The sequence below is a fragment of the Chryseobacterium scophthalmum genome, assembly GCF_900143185.1.
In the GTDB taxonomy this organism is placed as follows: Bacteria; Bacteroidota; Bacteroidia; order Flavobacteriales; family Weeksellaceae; genus Chryseobacterium; species Chryseobacterium scophthalmum.
The window spans coordinates 74493-99274 of the sequence record NZ_FSRQ01000006.1 but is presented as its reverse complement, the minus strand read 5'-3'; the positions used below and the strand labels follow the sequence as shown (position 1 = coordinate 99274).

Annotated in this window: 23 protein-coding genes, 1 pseudogene and 1 riboswitch; of the genes and pseudogenes, 13 read left to right on the top strand and 11 right to left on the bottom strand. The window is 33.5% G+C overall.

The window, feature by feature from the left end:
• Positions 1–22: 22 nt before the first annotated feature.
• The 5 genes and pseudogenes from BUR17_RS19940 to BUR17_RS19920 all read left to right on the top strand — a co-directional run bounded on the left by BUR17_RS19940 (position 23) and on the right by BUR17_RS19920 (position 4706).
• Positions 23–436, top strand: a complete 414-nt coding sequence (locus tag BUR17_RS19940; protein ID WP_074232248.1) for a DUF1801 domain-containing protein — start codon at positions 23–25, stop codon at positions 434–436.
• Positions 437–893: 457 nt separating this feature from the next.
• Positions 894–1019: riboswitch (FMN riboswitch) on the top strand.
• Positions 1020–1109: 90 nt separating this feature from the next.
• Positions 1110–1756 (top strand): annotated as a pseudogene (ribB, locus tag BUR17_RS19935) (3,4-dihydroxy-2-butanone-4-phosphate synthase).
• A 121-nt stretch (positions 1757–1877) separates the two neighbouring features.
• Positions 1878–2852, top strand: a complete 975-nt coding sequence (locus tag BUR17_RS19930) for a T9SS type A sorting domain-containing protein (protein ID WP_074232247.1) — start codon at positions 1878–1880, stop codon at positions 2850–2852.
• A gap of 38 nt (positions 2853–2890) precedes the next feature.
• On the top strand, positions 2891–3718 hold the full coding sequence (locus BUR17_RS19925) for a hypothetical protein (protein WP_074232246.1): 828 nt from the start codon (positions 2891–2893) through the stop codon (positions 3716–3718).
• Positions 3719–3938: 220 nt separating this feature from the next.
• A complete protein-coding gene (locus tag BUR17_RS19920) occupies positions 3939–4706 on the top strand; it encodes a DUF3575 domain-containing protein (protein ID WP_074232245.1) in 768 nt (255 codons plus the stop codon).
• A 295-nt stretch (positions 4707–5001) separates the two neighbouring features.
• Here the strand turns inward: BUR17_RS19920 and BUR17_RS19915 are convergent, their stop codons facing one another.
• On the bottom strand, positions 5002–5214 hold the full coding sequence (locus tag BUR17_RS19915; RefSeq protein WP_066679427.1) for a hypothetical protein: 213 nt from the start codon (positions 5212–5214) through the stop codon (positions 5002–5004).
• Between the two features lie 299 nt (positions 5215–5513).
• On the opposite strand from BUR17_RS19915, the gene BUR17_RS19910 reads away from it, so the two are divergent.
• Positions 5514–5942: an FEKKY domain-containing protein gene (locus tag BUR17_RS19910; RefSeq protein ID WP_074232244.1), complete on the top strand. Its 429-nt coding sequence runs from the start codon at positions 5514–5516 to the stop codon at positions 5940–5942.
• Here BUR17_RS19910 and BUR17_RS19905 read toward each other — a convergent pair.
• The 5 genes from BUR17_RS19905 to truA all read right to left on the bottom strand — a co-directional run bounded on the left by BUR17_RS19905 (position 5937) and on the right by truA (position 10912).
• Positions 5937–7694 carry an ABC transporter ATP-binding protein gene (locus BUR17_RS19905; RefSeq protein WP_074232243.1) on the bottom strand — a complete coding sequence of 586 codons (1758 nt, stop codon included), beginning with the start codon at positions 7692–7694 and terminating at the stop codon, positions 5937–5939. The genes BUR17_RS19910 and BUR17_RS19905 overlap by 6 nt on opposite strands.
• A gap of 133 nt (positions 7695–7827) precedes the next feature.
• A complete protein-coding gene (locus BUR17_RS19900) occupies positions 7828–8595 on the bottom strand; it encodes an alpha/beta hydrolase (RefSeq protein WP_084550830.1) in 768 nt (255 codons plus the stop codon).
• Positions 8596–9056: 461 nt separating this feature from the next.
• Positions 9057–9422 carry a Crp/Fnr family transcriptional regulator gene (locus BUR17_RS21110; RefSeq protein ID WP_228418880.1) on the bottom strand — a complete coding sequence of 122 codons (366 nt, stop codon included), beginning with the start codon at positions 9420–9422 and terminating at the stop codon, positions 9057–9059.
• 281 nt (positions 9423–9703) lie between these two features.
• Positions 9704–10045, bottom strand: coding sequence for a hypothetical protein (locus BUR17_RS19885; RefSeq protein ID WP_074232240.1), 342 nt, complete (start codon positions 10043–10045; stop codon positions 9704–9706).
• 132 nt (positions 10046–10177) lie between these two features.
• A complete protein-coding gene (gene truA, locus BUR17_RS19880) occupies positions 10178–10912 on the bottom strand; it encodes a tRNA pseudouridine(38-40) synthase TruA (RefSeq protein ID WP_074232239.1) in 735 nt (244 codons plus the stop codon).
• A 184-nt stretch (positions 10913–11096) separates the two neighbouring features.
• On the opposite strand from truA, the gene lpxK reads away from it, so the two are divergent.
• The 4 genes from lpxK (at position 11097) to BUR17_RS19860 (ending at position 15468) form a co-directional block, all read left to right on the top strand.
• Positions 11097–12125 carry a tetraacyldisaccharide 4'-kinase gene (gene lpxK / locus BUR17_RS19875; protein ID WP_074232238.1) on the top strand — a complete coding sequence of 343 codons (1029 nt, stop codon included), beginning with the start codon at positions 11097–11099 and terminating at the stop codon, positions 12123–12125.
• Between the two features lie 133 nt (positions 12126–12258).
• Complete coding sequence (locus BUR17_RS19870; protein WP_074232237.1) at positions 12259–12774, top strand: TlpA family protein disulfide reductase; 516 nt, start codon at positions 12259–12261, stop codon at positions 12772–12774.
• A gap of 84 nt (positions 12775–12858) precedes the next feature.
• Positions 12859–13953, top strand: coding sequence for a DNA polymerase IV (gene dinB, locus BUR17_RS19865; protein ID WP_074232236.1), 1095 nt, complete (start codon positions 12859–12861; stop codon positions 13951–13953).
• A 42-nt stretch (positions 13954–13995) separates the two neighbouring features.
• Positions 13996–15468 carry an alpha-amylase gene (locus BUR17_RS19860; RefSeq protein WP_074232235.1) on the top strand — a complete coding sequence of 491 codons (1473 nt, stop codon included), beginning with the start codon at positions 13996–13998 and terminating at the stop codon, positions 15466–15468.
• 196 nt (positions 15469–15664) lie between these two features.
• Here BUR17_RS19860 and BUR17_RS19855 read toward each other — a convergent pair whose 3' ends face one another.
• Positions 15665–17806 carry a S9 family peptidase gene (locus BUR17_RS19855; protein WP_074232234.1) on the bottom strand — a complete coding sequence of 714 codons (2142 nt, stop codon included), beginning with the start codon at positions 17804–17806 and terminating at the stop codon, positions 15665–15667.
• Between the two features lie 195 nt (positions 17807–18001).
• Here BUR17_RS19855 and deoD point away from each other — a divergent pair, with 195 nt between their 5' ends.
• Complete coding sequence (gene deoD, locus BUR17_RS19850; protein ID WP_074232233.1) at positions 18002–18712, top strand: purine-nucleoside phosphorylase; 711 nt, start codon at positions 18002–18004, stop codon at positions 18710–18712.
• 55 nt (positions 18713–18767) lie between these two features.
• Here deoD and BUR17_RS19845 read toward each other — a convergent pair whose 3' ends face one another.
• The 4 genes from BUR17_RS19845 to BUR17_RS19830 form a co-directional block, all read right to left on the bottom strand.
• Positions 18768–19553 carry a TatD family hydrolase gene (locus tag BUR17_RS19845; protein WP_074232232.1) on the bottom strand — a complete coding sequence of 262 codons (786 nt, stop codon included), beginning with the start codon at positions 19551–19553 and terminating at the stop codon, positions 18768–18770.
• Positions 19550–19870 carry a hypothetical protein gene (locus BUR17_RS19840; RefSeq protein ID WP_074232231.1) on the bottom strand — a complete coding sequence of 107 codons (321 nt, stop codon included), beginning with the start codon at positions 19868–19870 and terminating at the stop codon, positions 19550–19552. The genes BUR17_RS19845 and BUR17_RS19840 overlap by 4 nt, the downstream gene beginning before the upstream one ends.
• Before the next feature lie 65 nt (positions 19871–19935).
• The gene (locus tag BUR17_RS19835; protein WP_074232230.1) at positions 19936–20598 is read right to left on the bottom strand and encodes a hypothetical protein; all 663 of its coding nucleotides are present in this window, start codon (positions 20596–20598) and stop codon (positions 19936–19938) included.
• A gap of 2 nt (positions 20599–20600) precedes the next feature.
• Positions 20601–21311, bottom strand: a complete 711-nt coding sequence (locus BUR17_RS19830) for a DUF434 domain-containing protein (RefSeq protein ID WP_074232229.1) — start codon at positions 21309–21311, stop codon at positions 20601–20603.
• Between the two features lie 293 nt (positions 21312–21604).
• On the opposite strand from BUR17_RS19830, the gene BUR17_RS19825 reads away from it, so the two are divergent.
• Together BUR17_RS19825 and xylA are read left to right on the top strand one after the other, a co-directional pair.
• Positions 21605–23095 carry a xylulokinase gene (locus BUR17_RS19825; protein ID WP_074232228.1) on the top strand — a complete coding sequence of 497 codons (1491 nt, stop codon included), beginning with the start codon at positions 21605–21607 and terminating at the stop codon, positions 23093–23095.
• A gap of 256 nt (positions 23096–23351) precedes the next feature.
• Positions 23352–24680 carry a xylose isomerase gene (gene xylA / locus BUR17_RS19820; RefSeq protein ID WP_074232227.1) on the top strand — a complete coding sequence of 443 codons (1329 nt, stop codon included), beginning with the start codon at positions 23352–23354 and terminating at the stop codon, positions 24678–24680.
• Positions 24681–24782: the final 102 nt, after the last annotated feature.

The window sequence follows — 24782 nt, the reverse complement described above, 5'->3', positions numbered from 1 at the left end:
AATTAAATTCTAAATTTTCACAATGACCATCCAAGAACAAATAGAAGAATATATCACAAGTCACAAAGAACCAAAATGCAGTGATTTAGAAAATCTGCATCAGATTATTCTTGAGCTTATGCCAAAATGCAAATTATGGTTTTTAGACGGCAAAAATGAAGAAAACAAAACCGTTTCCAATCCGAATATTGGCTACGGAATTCATCTCATGAAATATGCTGATGGAAAAACCCGAGACTTTTACAAAATCGGATTGAGTGCCAATACAACAGGAATTTCCATTTATATTATGGGGATTGAAGACAAAAAATACTTAGCCAATACATTTGGAGAAAAAATAGGTAAAGCCAGCGTCACGAGCTACTGCATAAAATTCAAAAAACTGGATGGTATCAACATTGAAGTTCTTAAAGAAGCAATACAATCTGCTCTTTAAAATTCATAGTTTTAACAAAATCAAAGAATTAAAAACAATCATAGAATATTCTCACCATTCAAAATACTTGTATTTCTTTGTTAGGTTCACACCTTTGCATACCTTAAAAACGGTCAATATTTAAAATTCTCTATTTTTCTTTGCGTGAAATTAAGAATTATAGCAAATAGCATATTAAATAAAATTCGTGCATTCGTGGCAAAAAAGCTGAACACAAAACTTCAATCAACCACAAAAATCTTAGCAGGTAATTGAGAATAAAATCTGTGCAATCTGTGGAGCTAAGATAAATAGCCACGAATACACGAATTTTATTTTTAATACGGTTGGTGTGAATTCTCATTAAAACCTCTTCCCTATTTCAAAAAACTTCCCGAAATTTACAGTCTGTGCGTTAAACAAAAAAATTAATGAATTAAAGAACAATTAAAACAAACATACAGTAAAACTTAGCATAAGTTTTCTTCGGGGCAGGGTGCAATTCCCTACCGGCGGTTACAGTCCGCGACTCCTTTTTTACGAAAGGACTGATTTGGTGAAATTCCAAAACCGACAGTTACAGTCTGGATGGGAGAAGAAAATGAAACAATCAATAAGACTATTTTGATAGACTTGTTGTGTTGTATTTCATTTCCATGTACCGAAGTGTATTTTAACTTAAAATTAAAATAACATGGAAAAATTATTAGAAAAATTCGGAGCTACTTCGAGTGAACGTGTAGAAAATGCACTTCTAAAGTTACAACAAGGAAAAGGCATCCTTTTAGTAGATGATGAAAACCGCGAAAACGAAGGCGACATCATCTTTCCCGCCTCCACCATTACAGAAAAAGACATGGCACTTTTAATTCGCGAATGCAGCGGAATCGTTTGTCTGTGCATTTCGGAAGAGAAAAGTAAACATCTTAATCTTCGTCCGATGGTGGAAGCCAACAATTCAAAAAATCAAACAGCATTTACCATTTCCATTGAAGCAAAGAAGGGGTTGAATCTGGTGTTTCTGCGAAAGACCGTGTTACAACAATCAGAGCAGCCATTGCCGAAAATGCTTTGGCAGAACACATTGCAAGTCCGGGACACGTTTTCCCTTTAATTGCCAGAAAAAACGGAGTTTTCGAAAGAAGAGGTCACACAGAAGGAAGTGTAGATTTGGTAAAAATGGCAAACCTTGGTGATGATTCTGTTCTTTGTGAATTGACCAACGAGGACGGAAGTATGGCAAGACTTCCTGAAATTGTAGATTTTGCAGAAAAAAGAAATATGACCGTAGTGACTATAGAAGATATTTACGCTTATCGTAAAATGATCTTAAGTAACTAAAATATCGGTTTAACGCACAGTAGAAGTCCACTTAAGATTACTTGAGTGGATTTTTTTTATTGGTAATCAAAAATTTATGAAAAATATTTCACAAATGATTTATCTTTATAAAAAGTGAAAAATGAAAAAAACTCTCCTTATTTTAATTTCCACTACAGGTTTCTTATCTGCTCAAACTACGATTACAAAAGCATTTAATGATCCTATTATCGGTGAAATCGTCAACAATGTTAATATCAACGGAACGGTAGATAATTCTGCAACAGGTAATAATGTAACCTTTACGAATACAAGTTTAACAGCCGGCTCTGCATCTTCAGCAACTTATTCTGCACCAAGTTCCACAGAGATTTCTACTTTTCCGGGATCGACTATTAAAATGACAGGTGGCGGAAGTACATCTTACTACAAACAAACCGCTTCAAAACTTGAAATTACAGGATTGGTAACTCCGGATGCCACGCTGAATTTTTCTACCAACAACGGAACTTTCATTGGTTATCCTGCAGCTTTTGGTTATTCTGAAAACGATACAGCTTCAGGTACATTCAGCGCAACTGCAGGATCGGGAAATTTTTCGGGAACCATTGCCATTTCAGCGGACGCTTACGGAACTCTTCTCATCGGAACGAAAACGTATCCAAATGTTTTAAGGATAAAATCAATACAGAACTTCAACCTTACTGTGTTTGGTTTTCCGGTAGGAACTATTGCCAATACAACATATGCCTATTATGACAATCTGCACAAAGCTCCACTACTAAGTACAACCAATGCAGTGATTACTGTTCAGGGAACTCCGCAAAACACCAATATAGCACAAGCTTTAAATGAAACTTTTCTAGCAGTTTCAGATTTAAAATTAAAAGAGAAACTAAGCATTTATCCAAATCCGGCGCAGGATTTTATTCAATTAAAAGGTAATACTTCAAAAAATTCTAAAATTAAAATTTATGGCTTAGATGGAAAGCTGGTTAAAACCACAGATGTAAAATCCGGGAAAATTGAAGTTTCAGAATTACCACCCGCTGCTTATTTCATTGAAGTTTCAGGTTCAAAAACGACAAAAGAAACTACTAAATTCATAAAGAAATAGTTAATTTATTATAGCAGCAATTAATACATTTAAATTAAATGAATATTATTTCATCAGTCCGTTTAGAAGAAAGAAAAATTGGAAAAGAAAAAATTGATATATTAAGAAAATCAACAACTAAAATATTAATAATTCATTACAGTTGTGAATCTTTTTTCAATTTAGATGGTAGAACACCTAGAATAACATCAATTTGTATTAAAGATAGGGGTACAAATGATATAATAACTTTCTCAATTCATATTCAAGCACAAATTGATGGGAATGCGCTCTCGACCCTAACTGATTCTCAATACAATTCTTTAGAAAAAAAAATGCTAATCGATTTTTATCGATTTGTAGAAAAAAACTCCAATAAATATTGGATTCATTGGAATATGAGAAATACGAATTTTGGATTTGAAGCTATTTCAAATCGATTCAAAATTTTAGGAGGTAAGCCAAAAACTATTCCTAGTGATCACAAATTTGACTTATCATCTATTATTGGACATTTATACACTTTCCAATTTGAATATCATGAACCAAATGGACAATTATTAAATTTAGCTCATAATAATAATATAACCACTCGTGATGCAATGATAGGAGCTGATGAGGCACAAGCTTTCGAAGATAAAAATTTTTTAAAACTACATATGTCTACAGGAAGAAAAATTGAAATAATAGATCGAATATTATTACTTGAAGAAAAAGGCAAATTAAAAGTTAAGACAGGTTTACTAAAACAATATGGTTTAAGTATATCTGGAATATTTGAAATCATAAGAAATAATCGATTTTTATTTATTATATGGTCAGTAATTATTTGGATATTAGGAATTGTATTTGAACCATTGGTGAAAAAAATATTACATTTAGAATAGAAAATAGTTTTTAAATATAATGTAAGATCTAACTAATATTATTTCAAACTCTTATAATAGATAAGAATTCATAAAGAAATAAAATTATTTTTATAAAATTTACAACCGTTCTAAGATTTTAGAACGGTTTTTGATTTAATGTTTTCATAAACTTACGTTCTTTCATTTGTCATCATACACGATCGCTTTTATATCTATTTTTAATTAAAATTTTAAAGCCATGAAAAAACTATTTCTTATTATCTCCTACCTCATTATTTCTGAAGCAACAGCTCAGGAAATCGTAAATTATGAACCCGCATCGGCAATTCCGGAAGATAAAATGAATATTATTAAAACCAATGTTACAGGATATGCTTTCAGAAATATTAATCTATCATACGAAAGATCGATCAACCGCTGGTTTGCTGTAAATGTAGGTTTCGGAACCGTTGCAGAAGGTAAAGTTCCGTTTATGAATGCTTTTTTGAGTGATGAGGATGAAAAAAGATTTCAAAATCTTAAAATAAAAGCAACCAACTTTACCATAGAGCCGAGATTTTACATTGGTGAAGGGTATGGAAAAGGATTTTATTTTGCACCTTATTACCGATATTCAAAAGTTTCTACCAATACTTTTGATTTTACTTATGATTACACTGCATTTAATACAACCATTCCAATTCCATTAAAAGGTTTGGGAGACGCTAATGGAAACAGTGGCGGTTTGATGGTGGGTGCGCAGTTTTTTCTTAATAAACAGCATAGTTTTGTTTTGGATTTTTGGATTGCCGGAGCACATTACGGATCAGGAAAAGGAGACTTCAGCCTGACAAGTGATATCGTTCTTACCCCCGAAATGCAGGCACAGCTAAAAAAAGAAATTGAAAACTTAGATGTTCCTTTTGTAGATTACACCGTAGAAACGAATGCAAATGGAGCCAGAATTAAAGTAGACGGACCTTGGGCAGGTTTCAGAAGTGGTTTTTCTTTAGGATATAGATTCTAAAAGTCTGTTTAAATTTGTAAATAATTTTTCAATAACCATTCTTAATTTTGACTGTGTCGAATCTTCGATTTCTTAATTAAATAAACTTTGTTTATTCTTATTTTTAACATTAAGATTTTTAGTTAATTAAGCCAAATAAATTTAAGAAATCAATAGATTGATTTTTATTAAGTTTTTTTAAGTTAAATGATTTTAAATTTCTTAATGGTGAAAATAAATATCAAACTTAAACATGCACTAATAATTCAGCATAAAAAAAGCACCTTAGAAATTTTCTGAGGCGCTTTTAATATTTTTAGCTATAGCATTCTTTAAATCTGGAAATCAAATTATCCATCGTGTGTCTTTGTACATAAACCGTCTTCACATCCTCATATCTTGGAGATTTGTAAAACACTTCATGGAAATCCATACTTCCGTTGCCTACTTTTACAATTTTTTGAACATCAATGTTCAATTTTTTCAATTCATCTTTTAAGACCTGAAATTCGTCTTGAATATTATTCATCTTTACATTTTGTTTTTAAGTTAGAAAATCATCATTTTTTTCATCATCAACCCCTATAAAATTCAATAGAAGGTTAAATTTTTAATAAATTTAGCAAATATATTTAAACCAGCAATGGGGTTTAGTAAATTTTTAATGATTTATCTTAATTGCAAAAACTATACCTAACTGTTTAGTTATTAATGAAAAGTAAATTTAATGTGAACTCAATGTTAACAAATGGCGATTTAATCGCAGTTTGCATAATTGATTCTTATTGAATCAATTAACGAAATTAAGTTTAAAAAAGAATTTTATTAATGAATAAAATTTCACAGAAATCAGAAAAAAATTTAACCTTAAGCAATTTTAAACATCAAAAAGGGAAATACAACACCATGAAAATCTTCAAAACTGTTTCTCTGATTATTTTTACAGCGACTTCAATGTCAATTTCTGCACAACAATATGAGCCCGTAATTTTAGAAACTAAAAAGGGAAATGAAAATCACAATACTTCCAATAAAGATGAAAAAGTAAAGTACTTTATGCAGTTCGGAATCATGTCACGAAACCATGATAGCTTCAAAGAAAAATACGGAGTACACGTAGTGTATGAAAACTGCGTTATCACTCCATTCATGTCTGAAAAAGCAAAAAAGAACAATCAGGAAGTTGCACAATATTTAAACAAGAAATATGGTGAAAGCTGGAAAAAAGATTTAGAAATAATTCCTTACGGTTTATAAACTCTGTTTTTCTTCTACCTCAACTTCGTGTCTCAGCTGCGCTTTATATAAAGTAGAATAATATCCGTTTTTATCTAAAAGCTCCAGATGTTTACCTTCTTCAACGATTTTACCATGTTCCATCACGATAATTTTATCGGCTTTCTCGATGGTTGAAAGTCTGTGGGCAATGATAATTGATGTTCTGTTTTTAGTAATTTTTTCGGTCGCTCTCTGGATTAATTTTTCACTTTCGTGGTCTATTGATGAAGTAGCTTCATCCAAGATCAAGATTTTAGGATCTGATAAATAAGCTCTTAGGAAAGATAAAAGCTGTCTTTGTCCTAATGAAATAGACGAACCTCTTTCGCTCACCACAAATTCGTAACCTCCGGGAAGACTTTCAATAAAGTTATCAACTTCAATTTCTTTTGCGCCGGCCTTTATTTTTTCTAAAGTCACTTCATCATCACCAAATGCAAGATTTTCGTAAATACTTCCATGGAATAGGAAAACATCCTGTAAAACCACACCGATATGACTTCTCAGATTATACAGTTCGTAATCTTTAAGCTCAACATCATCAATGTAAATTTCACCCGAATTGATATCGTAAAGTCTTGTAATTAAACTGATAATCGTAGATTTACCGGCTCCGGTTGCTCCGACAATTGCCACAGTTTCTCCCGGATTAACTTTAAAATCAATTCCTTTTAAAACCTCCTGTTTTTCGTCATAAGCAAAACGAACATTTTTGAATTCTATTTTTCCGTCGAAATGATCTTTTTTTACAGTTCCAGTATTTGGCATTGCATAATCTTCATCCATCACGCCTAAAACTCTTTCTGCACCAACAATTCCACGCTGAATATTATTGAAACGGTCTGCAATCTGTCGTAAAGGACGAATCAACATCGAAATAAACTGAATAAATGCAATTACAACACCTGCACTGATGGTAATATAACCTCCATAGAAAAGAACGAAACCAATAAAAAGAGATGAAATCAATTCAACAACAGGAAAAAACAAGGAGAAGATAAAAACCGTTCTCAACAAAGCACTTTTTAAAGTGATATTAATATCATCAAACTTTTTAAATTCTGCTTTCTGTCTGTTAAACACCTGAATAATCGGCATTCCCGCCAATCTTTCCTGCACAAAAGAGTTTTGATTAGAAGTCCAGGTTCTTTCATCACCAAAAGCTTTCTTCAGTCTTTTCTGGAAAAATCTTGTAATCACAACCATTAAAGGTAAAATGGCAAGAGAAATATAACTCAGATGCACATCAACCTGAAACATCATAAATAAAACGAAGACAATTCTTAAAACATCTCCGAAAACCATTAGAAAACCATCTGTATAAACTGTTGCAATAGTTTCTACATCACCAACAGCTCTTGTCACTAACTGACCGATCGGAGTTTTGTCAAAAAAAGCAGTTCTGAAATAAATCAGCTTATTATAAAGCCTTTCACGAATGTCTCTGATAACATTCTGCGAAATATAGTTTGAAAAATAAACTAAAAAGAAATTTAAAATCGTTTCGGCAAAAACCAACCCAACCAAAGCATAAATATGCTTCATCATGAGCGCTTTATCTTTAAGCTTCGTGATGTCATTATCTACAATCTGCATTGTAAGATAAGGTCTGTATGTAGAAACAACCGATAATATGATGGAAATAATCAGGGTAAAAATAAACCAAGAACGAAACTTCATCCCAATGAAGAAAAGCCTTTTTACAATTGCCCAAGTATCTTGTTTTTTCATTATTGAAATTGACGTAAAGAATTGTTTTGAAAAAATTCTCTGCAAAAATACGGCTTTAAAATTTTACAGGCTTTACAAGTATGTAAAATTGTATGAGAAAATACAAGATCGTTTTATTTCTGAAATATTTACATTATTGTTTTTCAAGCCAGTTTAAAATATAGCCAGCAACTTCTTCCCAGCCTTTTTCACCAGCAATAAAATGACTTCTACCCTCAAATTCTTTAAAATCTACCACACTGTTTTTGTCTTTATAGGCATCTGCAATTTTCTTTGAAAACTTTGCGGGAAAAATGTGGTCATTAGAACCTGCAATAAATAATAACGGCTCGTGTGGTTTATTTAAATCTAATTTTGCTGAAGATTTAAAAAGCGGATCTCTTGCCAACTTTCTGCTTTCCGGAGCAGCAACAGCTTCATATAACTTATCGCTTTCTTCTTTAGAATAATTATTAAAAAATGCTTTGTGATACCATTCTTTAGTTCCTAAAAATGCTGTATTTCCTTTGAAGAAATTTACAACAGGCCAAACGATTTTCACGGTAGAAAAAGGAGCCATCACATTTTTTGGAGGAGCGCCATCAATACTTACTCCAGCAACAGCTTTTCCCATATCAATTAATTTCTGAACCATCAATCCACCGAAAGAATGCCCTATAATGATTGGTTTTTCAGGAAGTGTGTCGATAAATGTTGATAAATATTTTACCACATCATCGAAACCTACATCTTTCAGATCTGATGGAATATTTTTCTTTAAATCAACAGGATTTCCTTCATGTCCAGGATTTGCAGGTGTATGTACTGTGTAGCCTTTTGCTTCGAAATAAGTTTTCCATTCTTTCCAGCTTGTATTGTTCACAAATAATCCATGAATTAATACGATTGTTTTTGTTTTCATAACTTTTATTTTTAGTTGGTTTTAAATTATGGGACAAAGTTCTGCGAATAAAATGAGGATAATTTTAACCTTGGTTAAAATCGTAACAACTGAATTAAATTTTATTAGAAAAGTGTTTTTCTCACAGATTTTTTACCATTAAGAAAAATTAAGGTATTAAGTGAATTAAGATTTTTTTGTTTTGAAGGGATCAACAAAGTTGATTTTGATTAAGGAAATTTAGGTTTGGAGGTTTTTATATTTCAGAATTTTTAAATTGATTCTTTTTACTTTTTACTTGGTTCTTTTTACTTTGGTACTTTCACTGCAGCCCGGCTTGAACGGAGCTCTTTTTTCTGGGATTGCGACGGAGAAATTTTGCAAAGATTGCCTCATTTTGCTCGCAATACCAGAAAAAAAGCGGGAGTGGAAGACGGAAAAAGCTGCCCTAAAAAATAAAATATACCTTCGGAAAAAATAATTTATTTTCCTGAGATTCTTTTTCGAATTCTACTCAAAGATGGTCCCTGAATTCCTAAATAAGAGGAAATATGATACAACGGAACATTATTAAAAATATCGGGATGCTGTTTGATCAAATCTAAATATCGTTCTTCGGGAGATTTTAAAATAAATCCTTCAATTCTCGACATGGTAACATTAAACGCCTCCTGCGCAAGAAGTCTGCCGAATTTTTCCCATCGATGCGACTGATGATACAATGCCAGTAAATCTGTATAACGAATAAATATAATGGAAGCATCTGTTAAAGCTTGTGTATGATAATCGCAAGGAATCTGATTGATAAAACTTTTAAAAGAAACCACAAAACCATTCGCAGAATACAAGAAAACGTTCTTCTCTTCGCCCGTTTTTTCCTCAATTGTGTAAGAACGGAAAACGCCATCAATAATAAACCCGAAATAGGTACAAACTGTGCCGCGAAGATTATAGAAATCTCCTTTTTTGTAGGTTTTTGGCAGCTAGTAATTTTCAGATAATTTGAAATCCTCTTCTGTAAGTCCGGCAAAGTGATTGAGGGCAAAAGCTAATTTGTCGATTTCATCCATAGTTATTCGTTTTAAAAATTAAAATGGTGACTCTGAAACTTCAGACCCACCATTATTTATTATAACTCTTTACTTCCTATTTCTTCAATTTCCAAAACCGGACTTTGAGTATTTTCTTTTATGAATCTGTTCTCAAGAATTCTGTACACTCCGTAAACACAGCCAATCGCAAATAGCCAACTGATGATATTAATCCCAGAAAAACCTGCGTAATTATTGTCATTCAAGGAATTCGGATCTGTAAAAGCAACATACATTCCGTAGGAAAACAAAAACAATAGCTGGAATCCTAAATAAATACCGATCGCCAAAAGCCCGAAATGCCATTTTGTTTTACCAAATCTCTCGGCCAAACCTGCATAATAACGATATGCGCCCACAAGAATAATTATTGACATCATAGTTTTTTAGTTTTTTAATATGCTTTTTGAATTAAACACAAATTACACAAATATTTTTCACAAATTAGCACAAAAGCACGAAAATTATTTGTGAAAATTAGTGTTGATATTCGTGAAATTTGTGTTTAAATATCAATCAAATTCATAGCCTACATCCACCAAAAACAGCGCATGAGCCGGAGCAGAAGTTCCCGCGGAATTTCGGTTTTTATTTTCGATCACTTTTCTAATATCTTCAGGTTGTATTTTTCCTGAACCTACTTCTACCATTGTTCCTACAATCGCTCTTACCATATTTCTCAGAAAACGGTTTGCAGAAACTGTAAACTTCAATTCGGTTCCGTTTTGTTCCCACTCTGCTTTGTACATTTTGCAGAGATTGGTTTTGTTGTCGGTATGCAGTTTTGCAAAACTTGTAAAATCTTCGTATTCAAAAAGAATTTTGCAGGCTTCATTCATTTTATGAATGTCTAAAGGTTTTCTCCAATGTTGCCACGCCGAATCCTGTGTAAACGGATTTTTTTCCAAAGAAATATAATATTCATAGGTTCTGAAAGTCGCGTCAAAACGGGCATGAAAATCCTTTCTAACTTCAAAAATTCGTTTTATTGAAATATCAGCAGGCAAAAAACTATTCAATTTATGCGAAAGATGATCGCTCAAAACCTGATCGGTCTCAAAATGGGCAAACATTTTCTTGGCGTGAACTCCGGTATCTGTTCTTCCCGCTCCTGTTGTTTTAATTTCTTCCCTTAAAATCGTAGAAAGAGCTCTTTCTAATTCTTCCTGTACGGAAATATCTTTCGGCTGAATCTGATAACCAAAGTAATTTTTACCGTTGTATGAAAATTCTATAAAATATCTCAAAGCAAATCAATATTAGATTTTAGAAATAAAATGTACGGAATGATAAATTATTGTCCTTTGTTTTACTTCTTAAACGTTCCTGCAAAAATACTTTAATTTGATGGCAAAAAAAATTGTTAATTTATTTCGAAAACTGATTAAAAACATCAATTAACGGTTTTAAAATTCTTATTTTTGTCAGCGTATGAAAAGATGGTACCTCTACCCTTTTTCCTTAGGTTATCACATGGTTACGGGCATCCGAAACACAATGTACGATCTGGGAATTTTTAAGTCTACGAAATTCAAGACACCGATTATTAATGTCGGCAATCTTTCTGTGGGCGGAAGCGGAAAATCACCAATGGTGATGTATTTGGCAAAATCTTTATCAAAACATTACAGAACAGGCGTTCTTTCCAGAGGTTACGGCAGATTGACGAAGGGATACGACGTAACCAACTACGACAGTAATTACAAAACTGTGGGTGATGAAGCGATGCAGCTTTTTGAGCGTTTTAAAAACCGTTTTGTAATCGCAGTTTCTGAAGACCGAGTTCCCGGAGCAAAAAAAGTAATCGATGATATGGATCTTGATGTGTTGATTCTTGATGACGCAATGCAGCACAGAGCCATCAAAGCAGGATTCAATATTTTGATGACCGATTTTAATGATCCTTACTTTAAAGATCATCTTCTTCCGGCTGGAGATTTAAGAGAATCTAGAGCTGGAGCAAAAAGAGCAGATATTATCATGGTCAGCAAATGTCCTGATGAACTGACCGAGGAAACCAAGCAATATTATATTTCAAGAATAAAACCGGAGCGCAGTCAAAAAGTATTTTTCTCATCGATTGGATATGACGAAAATGTTTATTCAAGAGAGAAAATGCTTCCGGATAATAACCTGAATTATTACGACATTCTTTTGATCACAGGAATTGCCAATCCGAAACCTTTATTGGCACATTTAGCAAAGTTTTCGCAACGTGTAAAGCACTTGAAATTTAGAGATCATCATAATTTCACTGATGCGGATATTAAAAATATCATCGAAGAATACAAAAAAATGGGCGAATACAAATTAATTCTAACCACCGAAAAAGATTATGTACGCCTGAAAACTTTCGACTATCTTAGAGATATGGTCTATTACTGGCCAATCAATGTGGTGATTGATAAAAAGGAAGAATTCAATCAAATGATTATGAATTATGTAAGTAAAAAACAATAGAAAATCTGCGGCGAAAGTTGCAGATTTTTCATTTACTATAGATTATCTCAATTCTTAAATTTAAGCCAATTCATGCAATTTCATTTTTAATTTCCGGATCAATGTTTAGATTTGTAAAAATAAATATCTGCATATGAAACAGCTGTTAACTTTTATGATGTTGAGTATTTTCACTTTGGGATGTGCGCAAAAAACACCTGAAGTTTCTAAAACTCAATTTTCAAAAGAAGCATTAAATCAGAAACTGGAAGATGAAAATGGTAAAAACATCAGCGTTCAGGAAATATTAAATCAACATAAAGGAAAAGTTTTAGTTATCGATTTTTGGGCTGGTTGGTGCAGAGATTGCCTTCAAGCCTTGCCAAAAGCTGAAGAACTGGAGAAAAACAATCCGAACATTGATTTCGTTTTCTTTTCATTAGAAAGATCAAAAGAGAAATTTGACAGCAGCCTTGAAAGATTTAATATGAAAGAAAAAGAAAACTACTGGTTTGCTTCAGGCTGGAAAAATGATTTTAATAATTATATTGACCTTAATTGGATCCCACGATATATGGTGATTGATCAAAAATCTGCCATTGCAAAATATTACGCCATTTCTCCTGAAGATCCTGAAATACAAAAAACAATTGATAAACTTTTAAAATAAAGTTGAGGTTAAAATTTAGGCTAAATTTTAAATCTTAAACACAGAACTTTTTAACAAAAACTATAGAATCCATATCTTTGTGATATGGATTTTTCTTTTCCGCTCCGCAAAATAATTCATGTTGATATGGATGCATTTTATGCTTCTGTGGAACAGTATGATAATCCTGAATTACGTGGAAAAGCAATTGCAGTTGGCGGTGGTCATCGTGGTGTTGTTTCAGCAGCGAGTTATGAAGCAAGGAAATTTGGTGTCCGTTCTGCAATGCCCAGTAAAACTGCGAAAGAAAAATGTCCACATTTAATTTTCGTTCCGCCTAGATTTGCACGCTATAAAGAAATTTCCAGAAAAATCCGTGAAATTTTCTACGAATACACCGATTTGGTAGAGCCACTTTCTTTGGACGAAGCCTATCTTGATGTTACCGAAAATAAAAAAGGAATTGAGTCTGCAAATCAGATTGCCAAAGAAATCCGTCAGAAAATATTTGAAGAAACCGGTTTAACCGCTTCAGCAGGAATTTCAATCAATAAATTTTTAGCCAAAGTTGCTTCAGACATTAATAAACCCAACGGACAAAAAACTATTCACCCCGAAAAAATAGAAAAATTTCTGGAAGAATTACCTGTTGAAAAGTTTTACGGCGTTGGAAAAGTAACCGCCAACAAAATGTTTAGCCTCGCAATTTATAAAGGAAAAGATTTAAAAAACAGATCTCTTGAAGATTTAACGAGACTTTTCGGCAAATCGGGGAAATATTATTACAATGTCGTTCGTGGAATTCATCATTCTGAGGTAAAACCTAACCGCATCCAGAAAAGTGTTGCCGTAGAACGTACGTTCTTCGAAGATCTTTTTGATGAACAGCAGATCAACGAAAAATTAGAAAATTTAAGTCAGGAACTTCATCAGCGTTTACAGAAACATCAAATTCTCGGAAGATCTTTAACCCTGAAAATAAAATATAAAGATTTTTCATTATTTACCCGAAGTTTTACGAAGGAAGAATATTTCACATCGCCTGAACAGTATTTTGCAACTTCAAAAAAACTTTGGGAGCTTCGTCCTTTTGATAAAGCGGTACGATTATTGGGACTATCATTGTCACACCTCAACACCGAAGAAAAAAAGCAGGTTTCAGTACAGCTTAAAATTCCGTTTGAGGAGTTTGAAAATTAAAATATTGATTTTCAACAAATAATCTCATCTAAAACATTAACTATGAACCAAACCATGATTCAGTTTTTCCACTGGTATACAGAAGGAAATGGGAAACTATGGAAGCAGGCAGAAAAACAGGCAAAATATTTATCCGAACTCGGTATTACATCAGTATGGTTTCCTCCGGCTTATAAAGGAACAAACGGCGGATATTCTGTAGGATATGATGCTTACGATCTTTTTGACCTTGGAGAATTTGACCAAAAAAATTCGACTGCAACAAAATACGGAACCAAAAACGATTATAAGAAAGCCATTCAAAGCTTAAAGAAAAATAATATTGAGGTTATTGTAGATGTTGTTTTGGGACACAAAGCTGGTGGAGATGAATTAGAAAAATTTAAAGCAGTAAAAGTTGACGAAAACAACCGTGAAAAAGTCATTTCTTCAGAAATTGAAATAGAATCTTATACAAAATTTACTTTTCCGGGACGTGGAAAAAAATATTCAGATTTTGAATGGAATTTCACCTGCTTCAGCGGTGTAGATTATGCCGAAGGAAAAGATTCACATATTTATAAAATCAAATCTGAATATGGTGATGACTGGGAAGAAATGATTGATGATGAAAAAGGAAATTACGATTATCTGATGTTCAATGACATCGAACACCGGAACCCTCATGTGCGTGAAGAGCTGAATAAATGGGCAAAATGGTATTTTGATGAAACAGATTTTGATGGTGTAAGACTGGATGCTTTAAAACATATTTCTTTTGATTTTTATAAAGAATGGCTAACAATGCTCCGTTCCAATTCCGGAAAAAATATTTTTGCGGTTGGTGAATATTGGGCTCCCGGACAATTGAATTTATTACAAAAATATATTGAAGCTACAGAAGGTTGCATGAGTCTTTTCGACAGTTCGCTTCAAAATAATTTTCATACCGCATCCAAAGAAGGAAATTCCTACGATCTAAGAAATATTCTGTCTGAAACTTTAACAGAAGCTGACCCGATGCATTCTGTAAGTTTAGTTGATAATCATGATACACAACCTTTACAGGATTTGGAGGCTCCGGTTGAAGCTTGGTTCAAGCCTCTTGCTTATGCCCTTATTTTATTGAGAGAAAAAGGATATCCTTGTGTTTTTTATCCAGATTTGTTTGGAGCTCATTATAAAGATAAAGACCGTGAAGGAAATGAGCAGGAAATATTTTTAGATAAAGTAGACGGCATTGAAGAACTTTTAAAAGCCAGAAAAGAAAATGCATACGGAATTCAAAGAGATTATTTTGAAGATTCCAATTGTTTAGGCTGGGTTCGTGAAGGTGATGAAGAACATCAAGGTTGCGCCGTTGTTTTGAGCAATAAAGATTATTACGAAAAACCTATGGAAATGGGTGAAAAGTATATTGGAAAAACTTTTTATGACGCTTTAGGAAGATCTCAGGAAAAAGTACAAATACGAGAAGATGGTTGGGGAGATTTTCCTGTTCCTGCCGGAAATGTGAGTGTTTGGATTCCTGAATAATATTTAAAAAAAATTCTCGCTGATTTTGCAGATTGAGCAGATTTTAAGAATATTAAATAAATCAGCGTAATCTGCAAAATCAGCGAGATATTATATCTTCAAAGCATTTTTAATTAAAATAAATTTTGGCTAAAGTCCGCTCCTATTGATATTTAAAACAAAAAATCCAGCCTCTCAAGACTGGATTTCGTTTTTATTATTTCTTTAAATACAAATCAAAATAATCGGTCACTTTTTGCATCAAATGTACTCTGTCTTTCCCAACCACATTATGCGGATGTCCCGGATAAACAAAATAATCCATCTGAACTCCGTGATCCACTGCAGACTTGATAAATTTCATCGAATGTTGCCAAACTACCACATCATCCTGTGCCCCATGGATCATCAATAATTTACCTTGTAAATTCTGAACTTTATCCAATAGATTCGAAGTAGCATAACCTTGAGAATTTTCCTGTGGAGTATCCATATATCTTTCACCGTACATAATCTCGTACATGCTCCAGTCGATTACAGGACCACCTGCAACACCAACTTTGAAAACATCAGGCTTGCGAAGCATAAAACTTGTTGTCATAAATCCACCAAAACTCCATCCGTGAATTCCCATTCTTTCGGAATCTACATAAGGAAGTGACTTCAGATAATTAACGCCTTTCATTTGATCTTCCATCTCTGTCGTTCCTAAGTTTCTAAAAACAGCCTGCTCAAATTTAAGCCCACGGTTTGAAGAACCTCTTCCATCCATTGTGAAAATAACGTATCCGTTTTGAGCCATATATTCGTACCAAAGATTTCCTGAAGCAGGGAAAGTGTTGGTCACAAGCTGTAAATGTGGACCGTTGTACAAGTAAACAATAGCAGGATATTTTTTATTTGGGTCAAAATTGGTGGGAAGAATAACTTTTCCATACAAAATCGTTCCGTCATCAGCTTTCAGATTGATATTTTTAATTTCCGGACGATCATAGTTTTTTAACGGGTTGTCCGATTTCAAAAGATTAGTCGCCTTTAACGTCGTGGTGTTAAGAATATCTGCAACTCTAGGGGTCGTTGCATTGCTGTAAGTATCATATAAATAATTACCGTCGCTGCTCAAAACTCCTGAATGAACTCCTTCTGCGTTGTCCATTCTCTGGGTTTTGAACGTATTCCAGTTGATTCTATACAGATGTTTTTCGGTAGGATTATCTTGAGTAGAAACATAATATATTTCTTTTTTATTTTCATTAAACCCTAAAATATCGGTAACCAACCAATCGCCTTTAGTGATCTGAGCAATAAGTCCTTTTTCTAAACTGTAGTGGAACAAATGATTATAACCCGTTCTCTGACTTTGCCAGATAAAATCTGTATTTGAATTAGGGAAAAACGTCAACGGATGTTGAGGTTCAACATATTTATCACTCGTTTCTTCAAACAATGTATTGATAAAATTTCCTGTAACAGCATCATATTTATTCATTTTTAAATGATTCTGACCTCTGTTTAAAACCCCAACGAAAATAAATTTAGAATCAGGGCTCCAGGTAACTGCTGTTAAATATTGGTCTTTTTCACCTTCTACTTTAAGGAAAGTGGTAGACTGGTTTTTAATATTATAAACTCCCAATGTCACTTCATGAGAAGCTTTTCCAGCCATCGGATATTTAATATTGGTATTAACTGCAGGAGTTACAGACCAGTCAATTACAGGATAATCTGCAACCATTGTCTGATCCATTCTGTAAAACGCTATATTTTCAGAATTGGGAGAAGGAAAAATTCCGGTGTCAATTCCAAATTCGTTTCTGTGAACATTAGAAGCTCCGTTCAGAATATTTTCGTTAGAATCATTCGTTATCGCAACTTCTTTTCCGTTTTTATTGATGAATAGGTTATTGTTTTTTGTATAAACCAAAGTCTGATTATCTGCCAACGTTTTTACATTCGAAGGATTATCTCCTAAATTTGCCGAACGTTTTACTTTCCAATCACTACCCGATTTTTCCAACCAATACATTTGGTTATTTGCCGTAAGATAAGCTTCAGAATTGGTGATAAATTTTACAGGAGGAAGACCTTTCAACTTTTTATCTGCAAAATTTTTGTTCAGCTGATATAATGAGATCAAAGTATCCTGCTTATTCGTTTTAATATCCGTAGTCAAATATCCGCCTTTTACCGCCTGAATATAAGATTTGCTGTCGCTTGACCATGAAAACTGCGAGATATTTTTTACCGCAAGATTAGTTCTCATCCCGTTTACAGCTTCCGCCATGGTAAATTTCTGAGTTTGAGCACAAGCCGTTCCACCCAAAACAACCATCAATAAAGAAAATTTATATAATTTCATTGTATAAAATTGAATCCGTCAAAAATAAGAAATAAAAACCACCCGTTAAGAAATGTTAAAATAAAAAGATTGTGAAAATGTATTTTAAACTTTAAAAAGGATTATATATCATAATTTGAAAAGTTCCTGAATAATATCATTTTACCGTTCCCAATCCACAAATTGTTATCTTTGTAAAAAATTTAAAACAAAAATATGAGCGTACACATCAGTGCAAAAAAGGGAGAGATTGCCAAAGTTGTTTTGCAACCGGGAGATCCGCTTCGTGCAAAATATATCGCAGAAAATTTTCTTGAAAATGCAAAATTAGTAAGCCAGACAAGAGGAATTTTTTACTACACTGGAACTTACAAAGGGAAAGAGATTTCTGTAGGAGCAAGTGGAATGGGTTTCCCAAGTATCGGAATTTATTCTTTCGAGCTGTACACAGAATATGAAGTTGATACGATCATCAGAATCGGAACTTGCGGTGGATATTCGAGTGATGTGAAATTATTCGATATTCTTAATGTAGAAAACGCAGCCAGCGAAAGTACGTACGCAAAATATGCTTGGGGATTTGAAGAAGAGATCTTTTCTCATCAAGGAAATATTTTTGATATCATCAACGAAACGGCTGAAGAATTAGGATTAAAAGCAAGAGCTACCAACATTCACAGCAGTGATATTTTTTACAGAAAAGATCCTGCAACTCCGGCAATTGCTACAAAATACAATTGTCCTGCAGTAGAAATGGAAGCTTTCGGATTGTTTGCCAATGCAAAACATTTAGGTAAAAATGCTGCGACTATTCTTACAGTTTCTGATATTATCCCAACTAAAGAATTTATTTCTGCTGACGAAAGAGAAAAAGCTTTGAAACCAATGATTGAATTGGCTTTAGAAGCAGCTTTGAAAGTGATTTAATAAAAATCAATTGTTATAAATAAAAAGAGCTTTACTTTGTGAGTAGAGCTCTTTTTTATATCCTGAAAAAATTTCTGGCGACTTCTGTAGTTTCATCGGCAACTTCAGAGATATTTGTTTTTTTGAGATGCGCGATAGTCTGTGCTACATAAGGCAAAAATGAAGGTTCGTTTCTTCGGTTTTGCATTCTCGGCATATTTTTCGGAAGCATAAAAGGTGCATCGGTTTCAATCATCATTCTGTCGAGTGGAACATATTTGATGACTTCTTCCAAATGTTTAAATCTGTTCGCATCACTTATGGCTCCGGTAAATCCTAAATAAAATCCTTTATCCAGATAAGTTTTTGCTTCTTCTAAAGTTCCCGTAAAACAATGAACAACTGCTTTTGGAAGTTTTGATAAATATTCGTCTGTGATTTCGTTGAATCTTTTGAAAGCTACTCTTTCATGGAGAAAAAGAGGTTTGTTAATTTCAATTGATAATTCTAGTTGAGCGCGATAACATTTTTCCTGAATGGGTCTTGGTGAAAAATCTCTGTCAAAATCCAGTCCACATTCTCCAACTGAAACTACATGATCTTGTTTCAATAATTTTCTTAATTCATTAATACTTTCATTGTTGAAAGATTTTGCATCGTGAGGATGAATTCCTGCTGTAGAAAATAAAATTTCAGGATAATCTTCTGCGATTTCTGCCGATTCTTTGCTTCCCCGGACGCTCGTTCCTGTAAGGATCATTTGTTCAACTCCATTGTCGAGAGCTCGGTTAATGATTTTTTCTTCCTCATTGTAAAATTGTTTATTGGTCAGATTGATGCCAATATCGATAAATGTGTTCATTTTTTGTTTGTTTTATTATTTATTAAAAAATATCTCGTTACATGTGCTCTGTTGATCGAGCTTTTGAAGGCTTTTTCAGAATAGAAACTTCTGTAATCAGAATCAGTTGTTCCGTTGATTTCTCTTGTAATTTTAACCCAGATTAATTTTCGTCTTTTCTTTCTTTGCTTTAAAAATTTAGTGGTTTCACTAAGCTGGTCTTCGATTTCAGATCTTTCCGTTTTCCTCCATTTTTTATTTCCATGCTTTTTCAAATAAGGCCCAATCTTACCATATTCGAAGCTTCTGAAAATTCCTTTATTGTAAATGTTTTTCATCTGTCTTTATAAAAAAATTTAAAGCTAAAGTTTGGTCAAAATTACTTTGTTACTACGCAATCTTTTTACGTATCAAATGATTCATTTATAAAACCTTCCAAAAAACCAATCAGATTTTTTCCGCCGTGGCTCCAACGAATTCCGTGACCGTCTTTTTCTCTTACTTCAAAAACCAATTCGTGCTTGTAATGAAAGAAAACATTCCACCATGTTTTATGGTCTAAAATGAAATTAATTTTCTCCATAACGATTTGTCGTTTCTGCTGATTATTTCCTTTTACTTCGCCCCAAAATTGATCTTCCATTCTTCCGACATGCTTTTCCCAAGCTCTTTGCGCAATGGTAATTTCCTGATTGAAAGATTTTTCACAAGCTTCTATCAACAAACTTTTCAAAGGAGGAATTGCGTTTTCATCACGTAGACTTGCTGAGGTTAGTCTTTGTCCTAAAATATTCAACCAATGTTCAAAAGGAATTTCTTCCAATTGTTTTACTTTCATTTCATCTGAATTTTCAGAGTCTAAAATATGAGTAAATAAATTGAAACTTTCATCACGATCAATTTTAATTTCCTCGTTAAAAAATGGAAGATTGAAATCTAAAGTTTTGTCTTTAAATTTTTGAATATTCAGACTCAAATTTTTAAGATGTTCTTCAGCTAAAATTCCCTGATATTTTTCTTTCCAGTTTTTTGAAAATAATGGAATATAGTCTTCAAATAAGTTCATGATTAAAACATTTTCACAAGATTAACAGACAATTTTTCTTCGTTGATCAAATATTTAACAAGATTAAACCAATTTTTAGAATGATCTAAGATCCAGGCATCAGAAGAAACAATTATTTCTGCATTTTCAACTAAAAATCTATCTGGATTAAACTCCAGTTCAACATTCCAATCAAAATTATTTTCTTGAGCAAAATCTAAAATTATTTCTTTAATTCTGCCGCTGTTTGAAACAGGTTTATCAAAAATCCAGATTAGCTTTTGTACCTGAGATTTCTGAAAAAATGTAGCAACCAATTCAATCGCTTTTTGTGTTTGATCGACTCTTTTGTAAGTTCCATGAACACCGGAAAGATCACGAAAGCAACCGTCGATTCCTTCAAAAATATAAGCTTTAGAAAGTAAACTTTCCAATAAAATTAATACATTAAAGCCATCAAGGTAAATCGTTTTATCTTTTAGATCTAAAATTTGAAGTTCTTTATTTTTTCTGTTCTGAATCTGATCTTCAGAAGAAGCTCCACGCAAAGCCTGAATTTGTCGGGCTTTCAGTCGGTAATTATTCCCAACTAATTCTGAGGAAGCTTTTTCTGCATAATTTCGACTCAGCAAATATTTCATATCCTGAACAGCTAATTTCAGTTTATCTATCTGCTTTTGTGAAGAAAATAAGGTATCGTCGCCAGTGTTTTTTCCACGATTTCTATTGTTCATATTCAAAAATATAATTTTTGGAGCAAATTTCTCTATTTTAATTTAAAATTACGTGTTTGCGCAATCGATTACTCAAAATTGCATTTTAAAGACTGTTTTTGGGGAAAATCTTTTTTTCACAACCAAGGTTATTTAAGTTTAAAACCAAACAGCACAAATTTAAAATATTCCTAAAAGACTGAAAATAAAGACTTAAGATAAAATTCGCTGATTCAAATTCACATATTCTTAAAAAATAATTGAGTATTGCATAAAATTATTACATTTAAAGGTTAACAATTATTAATTCATTAATGAAGTTTATAGGATATGATGTTGGAAGCTCATCGATAAAGGCTTCTATCGTAGATGAACAGGGCAAAGTGATCGCTCATGCAAAATATCCGGAAACAGAAATGTCCATTGATTCTCCAAAGATCGGTTGGGCAGAACAAAATCCGGAACAATGGTGGCAAAATCTCAGAATTTTAACTCAAAAAGTAATTGCTGAAAGCCACATCGATAAAAACGAGATCAAAGGAATAGGTATTTCTTACCAAATGCACGGATTGGTTTTGGTGGGAAAAGATAAACAGGTTCTTCGTCCATCAATTATTTGGTGCGACAGTCGTGCTGTAGAAACTGGCAACCAAGCTTTCAATGATCTGGGTGAAAAAATCTGTATGGATAAACTCCTAAATTCACCGGGAAATTTCACTGCTTCAAAATTAAAATGGGTAAAAGAGAACGAGCCCGAAGTGTATGAAAAGATCTGGAAATTTATGCTTCCCGGAGATTTTATTGCATTGAAATTAAGCGGTGAAGCAACAACAACCGTCACTGGACTTTCAGAAGGCGTTCTTTGGGATTTCCAGAAACATCAGCCTTCAAAAACATTGTTAAATCATTGGGGAATAGATGAATCATTGGTTTCAAAAGTGGTTGATAATTTTACGAAGCAATGTGTAGTTTCAAAACAGGGAGCTGAAGAAAGCGGTTTACCGGAAGGAATTCCTATTTTGTACAGAGCGGGAGACCAGCCAAATAATGCTTTGTCTTTAAATGTCATGAATCCCGGAGAAATTGCCACAACGGGTGGAACTTCCGGAGTAGTTTACGGTGTAACAGATAACGTTCATTCGAAAGAATCTGTGCGAGTTAATAATTTTGCACACATCAATCATACTCAGGAAAAGCCAAGAATTGGGAAAATGCTTTGCTTAAATGGGGCAGGAATTCAGTACAGCTGGTTGAGACATCAGGTTGACCAGAAAAGACATTCTTATCAGGAACTGAATGATTTGGCATCACAAATTCCAATCGGGTCGGACGGAATTATCGTTTTACCTTTTGGAAATGGAGCCGAAAGAGTTTTAAAAAATAAAGACATTGGTTCTTCTACTTACAATGTAAATTTTAACCGTCACAAAAGCGTTCATCTTTTCAGAGCCGGATTGGAAGGAATTGCCTACTCTTTCGTTTATGGAACTGAAATTCTTATGAATGATGGTCTTCAAAAAGGAATCATTAAAGCTGGAGGAGACAATTTATTTCGCTCTTCCTTATTTGCGCAATCGATTGCATCTTTGCTGGATACTGAAATTAGAATTTTTGATACAACAGGTTCAACAGGAGCGGCAAGAGCAGCAGCGATCGGAGCCGGAGCATTTGATACGCTAAACGATATTTTAACAGAAAAAGATATTACCACAACTTATATTCCTGATTTTAAAAATATGAATCAGTACAAGGAAAGCTATGCGAAGTGGAAAACAAAACTGGAGCAAGTAATTACTAGCTATTAGCGAATGGCAATTGGCTTTTAGCTTTACATTCAATTGTTAGCGATTCATTTTAAACGATGACAAACTCGCAGCCCGACTTATCTAATGTTTGTTTATTTCTTTATCTGAATCGATGAATCTCGTTCCTCGATTTGAACGGAAATCCTTTTGCGAGGAGGAACGACGAACAAAAGATTGGGAGTGGAAGGCGAAAAAGCTGCCCAAATAAAAACTCAATAATAAATTAAAAAGATCAATAAAATTTAAAATATATAATATGTCAGTTACATTAGGAAACAAAGAATATTTCAAAGGAATAGAAAAAATCAAGTTTGAGGGAAGAGAATCAGACAACCCGTTAGCGTTCAAATTTTATGATGAGAATTTGGTGGTTCGTGGCAAAACGATGAAAGAATATTTCAAATTTGCCTCAGCTTATTGGCATACATTCTGTGCAACTGGTGGAGATCCGTTCGGAGCAGGAACTCAGCAATTTGACTGGTTGACCGCTTCTGATGCAAAGCAAAGAGCCACAGAAAAAATGGATGCCGCATTTGAATTTTTCACAAAACTGGGCGTTCCTTATTACTGTTTCCACGATTATGATTTGATCGACGAGGCAGATAATTTTACAGGATCTACAAAAAGATTAGAATTCATCACTGATTACGCCAAAGAAAAACAAGCAGCTTCTGGCGTAAAATTACTTTGGGGAACTTCCAACTGTTTCTCAAACCCAAGATTTATGAACGGGGCAGCAACCAATCCTTCATTTGATGTTTTGGCTTACGCAGGCGGGCAGGTAAAAAATGCATTGGATGCAACGATCAAATTAGGCGGAGAAAATTATGTTTTCTGGGGCGGTCGTGAAGGTTATATGTCTTTACTGAACACCAATATGAAACGTGAACAGGAACATATGGCGAAATTTTTACATTTGGCGAAAGACTATGCAAGAGCTCAAGGTTTTAAAGGAACCTTCTTCATCGAGCCAAAACCAATGGAACCTACAAAACACCAATATGACTTCGATGCGGCAACTTGTTTGAATTTCCTTCGTCAGTACGATCTATTGAATGATTTTAAATTAAATCTTGAGGTAAATCACGCGACTTTAGCACAGCATACTTTTGAGCACGAACTGCAAGTTGCTGCTGATAATAATGTTTTGGGAAGCATCGATGCGAACAGAGGGGATTACCAAAACGGTTGGGATACAGATCAGTTCCCGGTTGATCTATATGAAATGACTCAGGCGATGTTGGTGATTATTCAGGCTGGAGGTTTCCAAGGTGGAGGTGTGAATTTCGATGCTAAGATCAGAAGAAATTCTACAGATCTAGAGGATATTTTCATCGCTCACATCAGCGGAATGGACAATTTTGCGAGGTCATTCTTAGCTGCTGATAAAATTTTAGAAAAATCAAAATATTCAGAGATCAGAACCAATAGATATTCTTCTTTCGACAGTGGAAAAGGAAAGGATTTTGAAGACGGAAATCTTTCTTTAACAGATCTTGCAACTTATGCTCAAGGTTTGGGAGAAGTAGGTAGAGAAAGTGGAAAACAGGAATATCTGGAGAGCTTAATTAATCAATATTTATAATTTTTTAAACACAGATTGCACGAATATTTTCACGAATAACACGGTGAACGATTTGTGTAATTAGTGAAAGGATATTTATGCAATTCGTGTTTAAATATATTT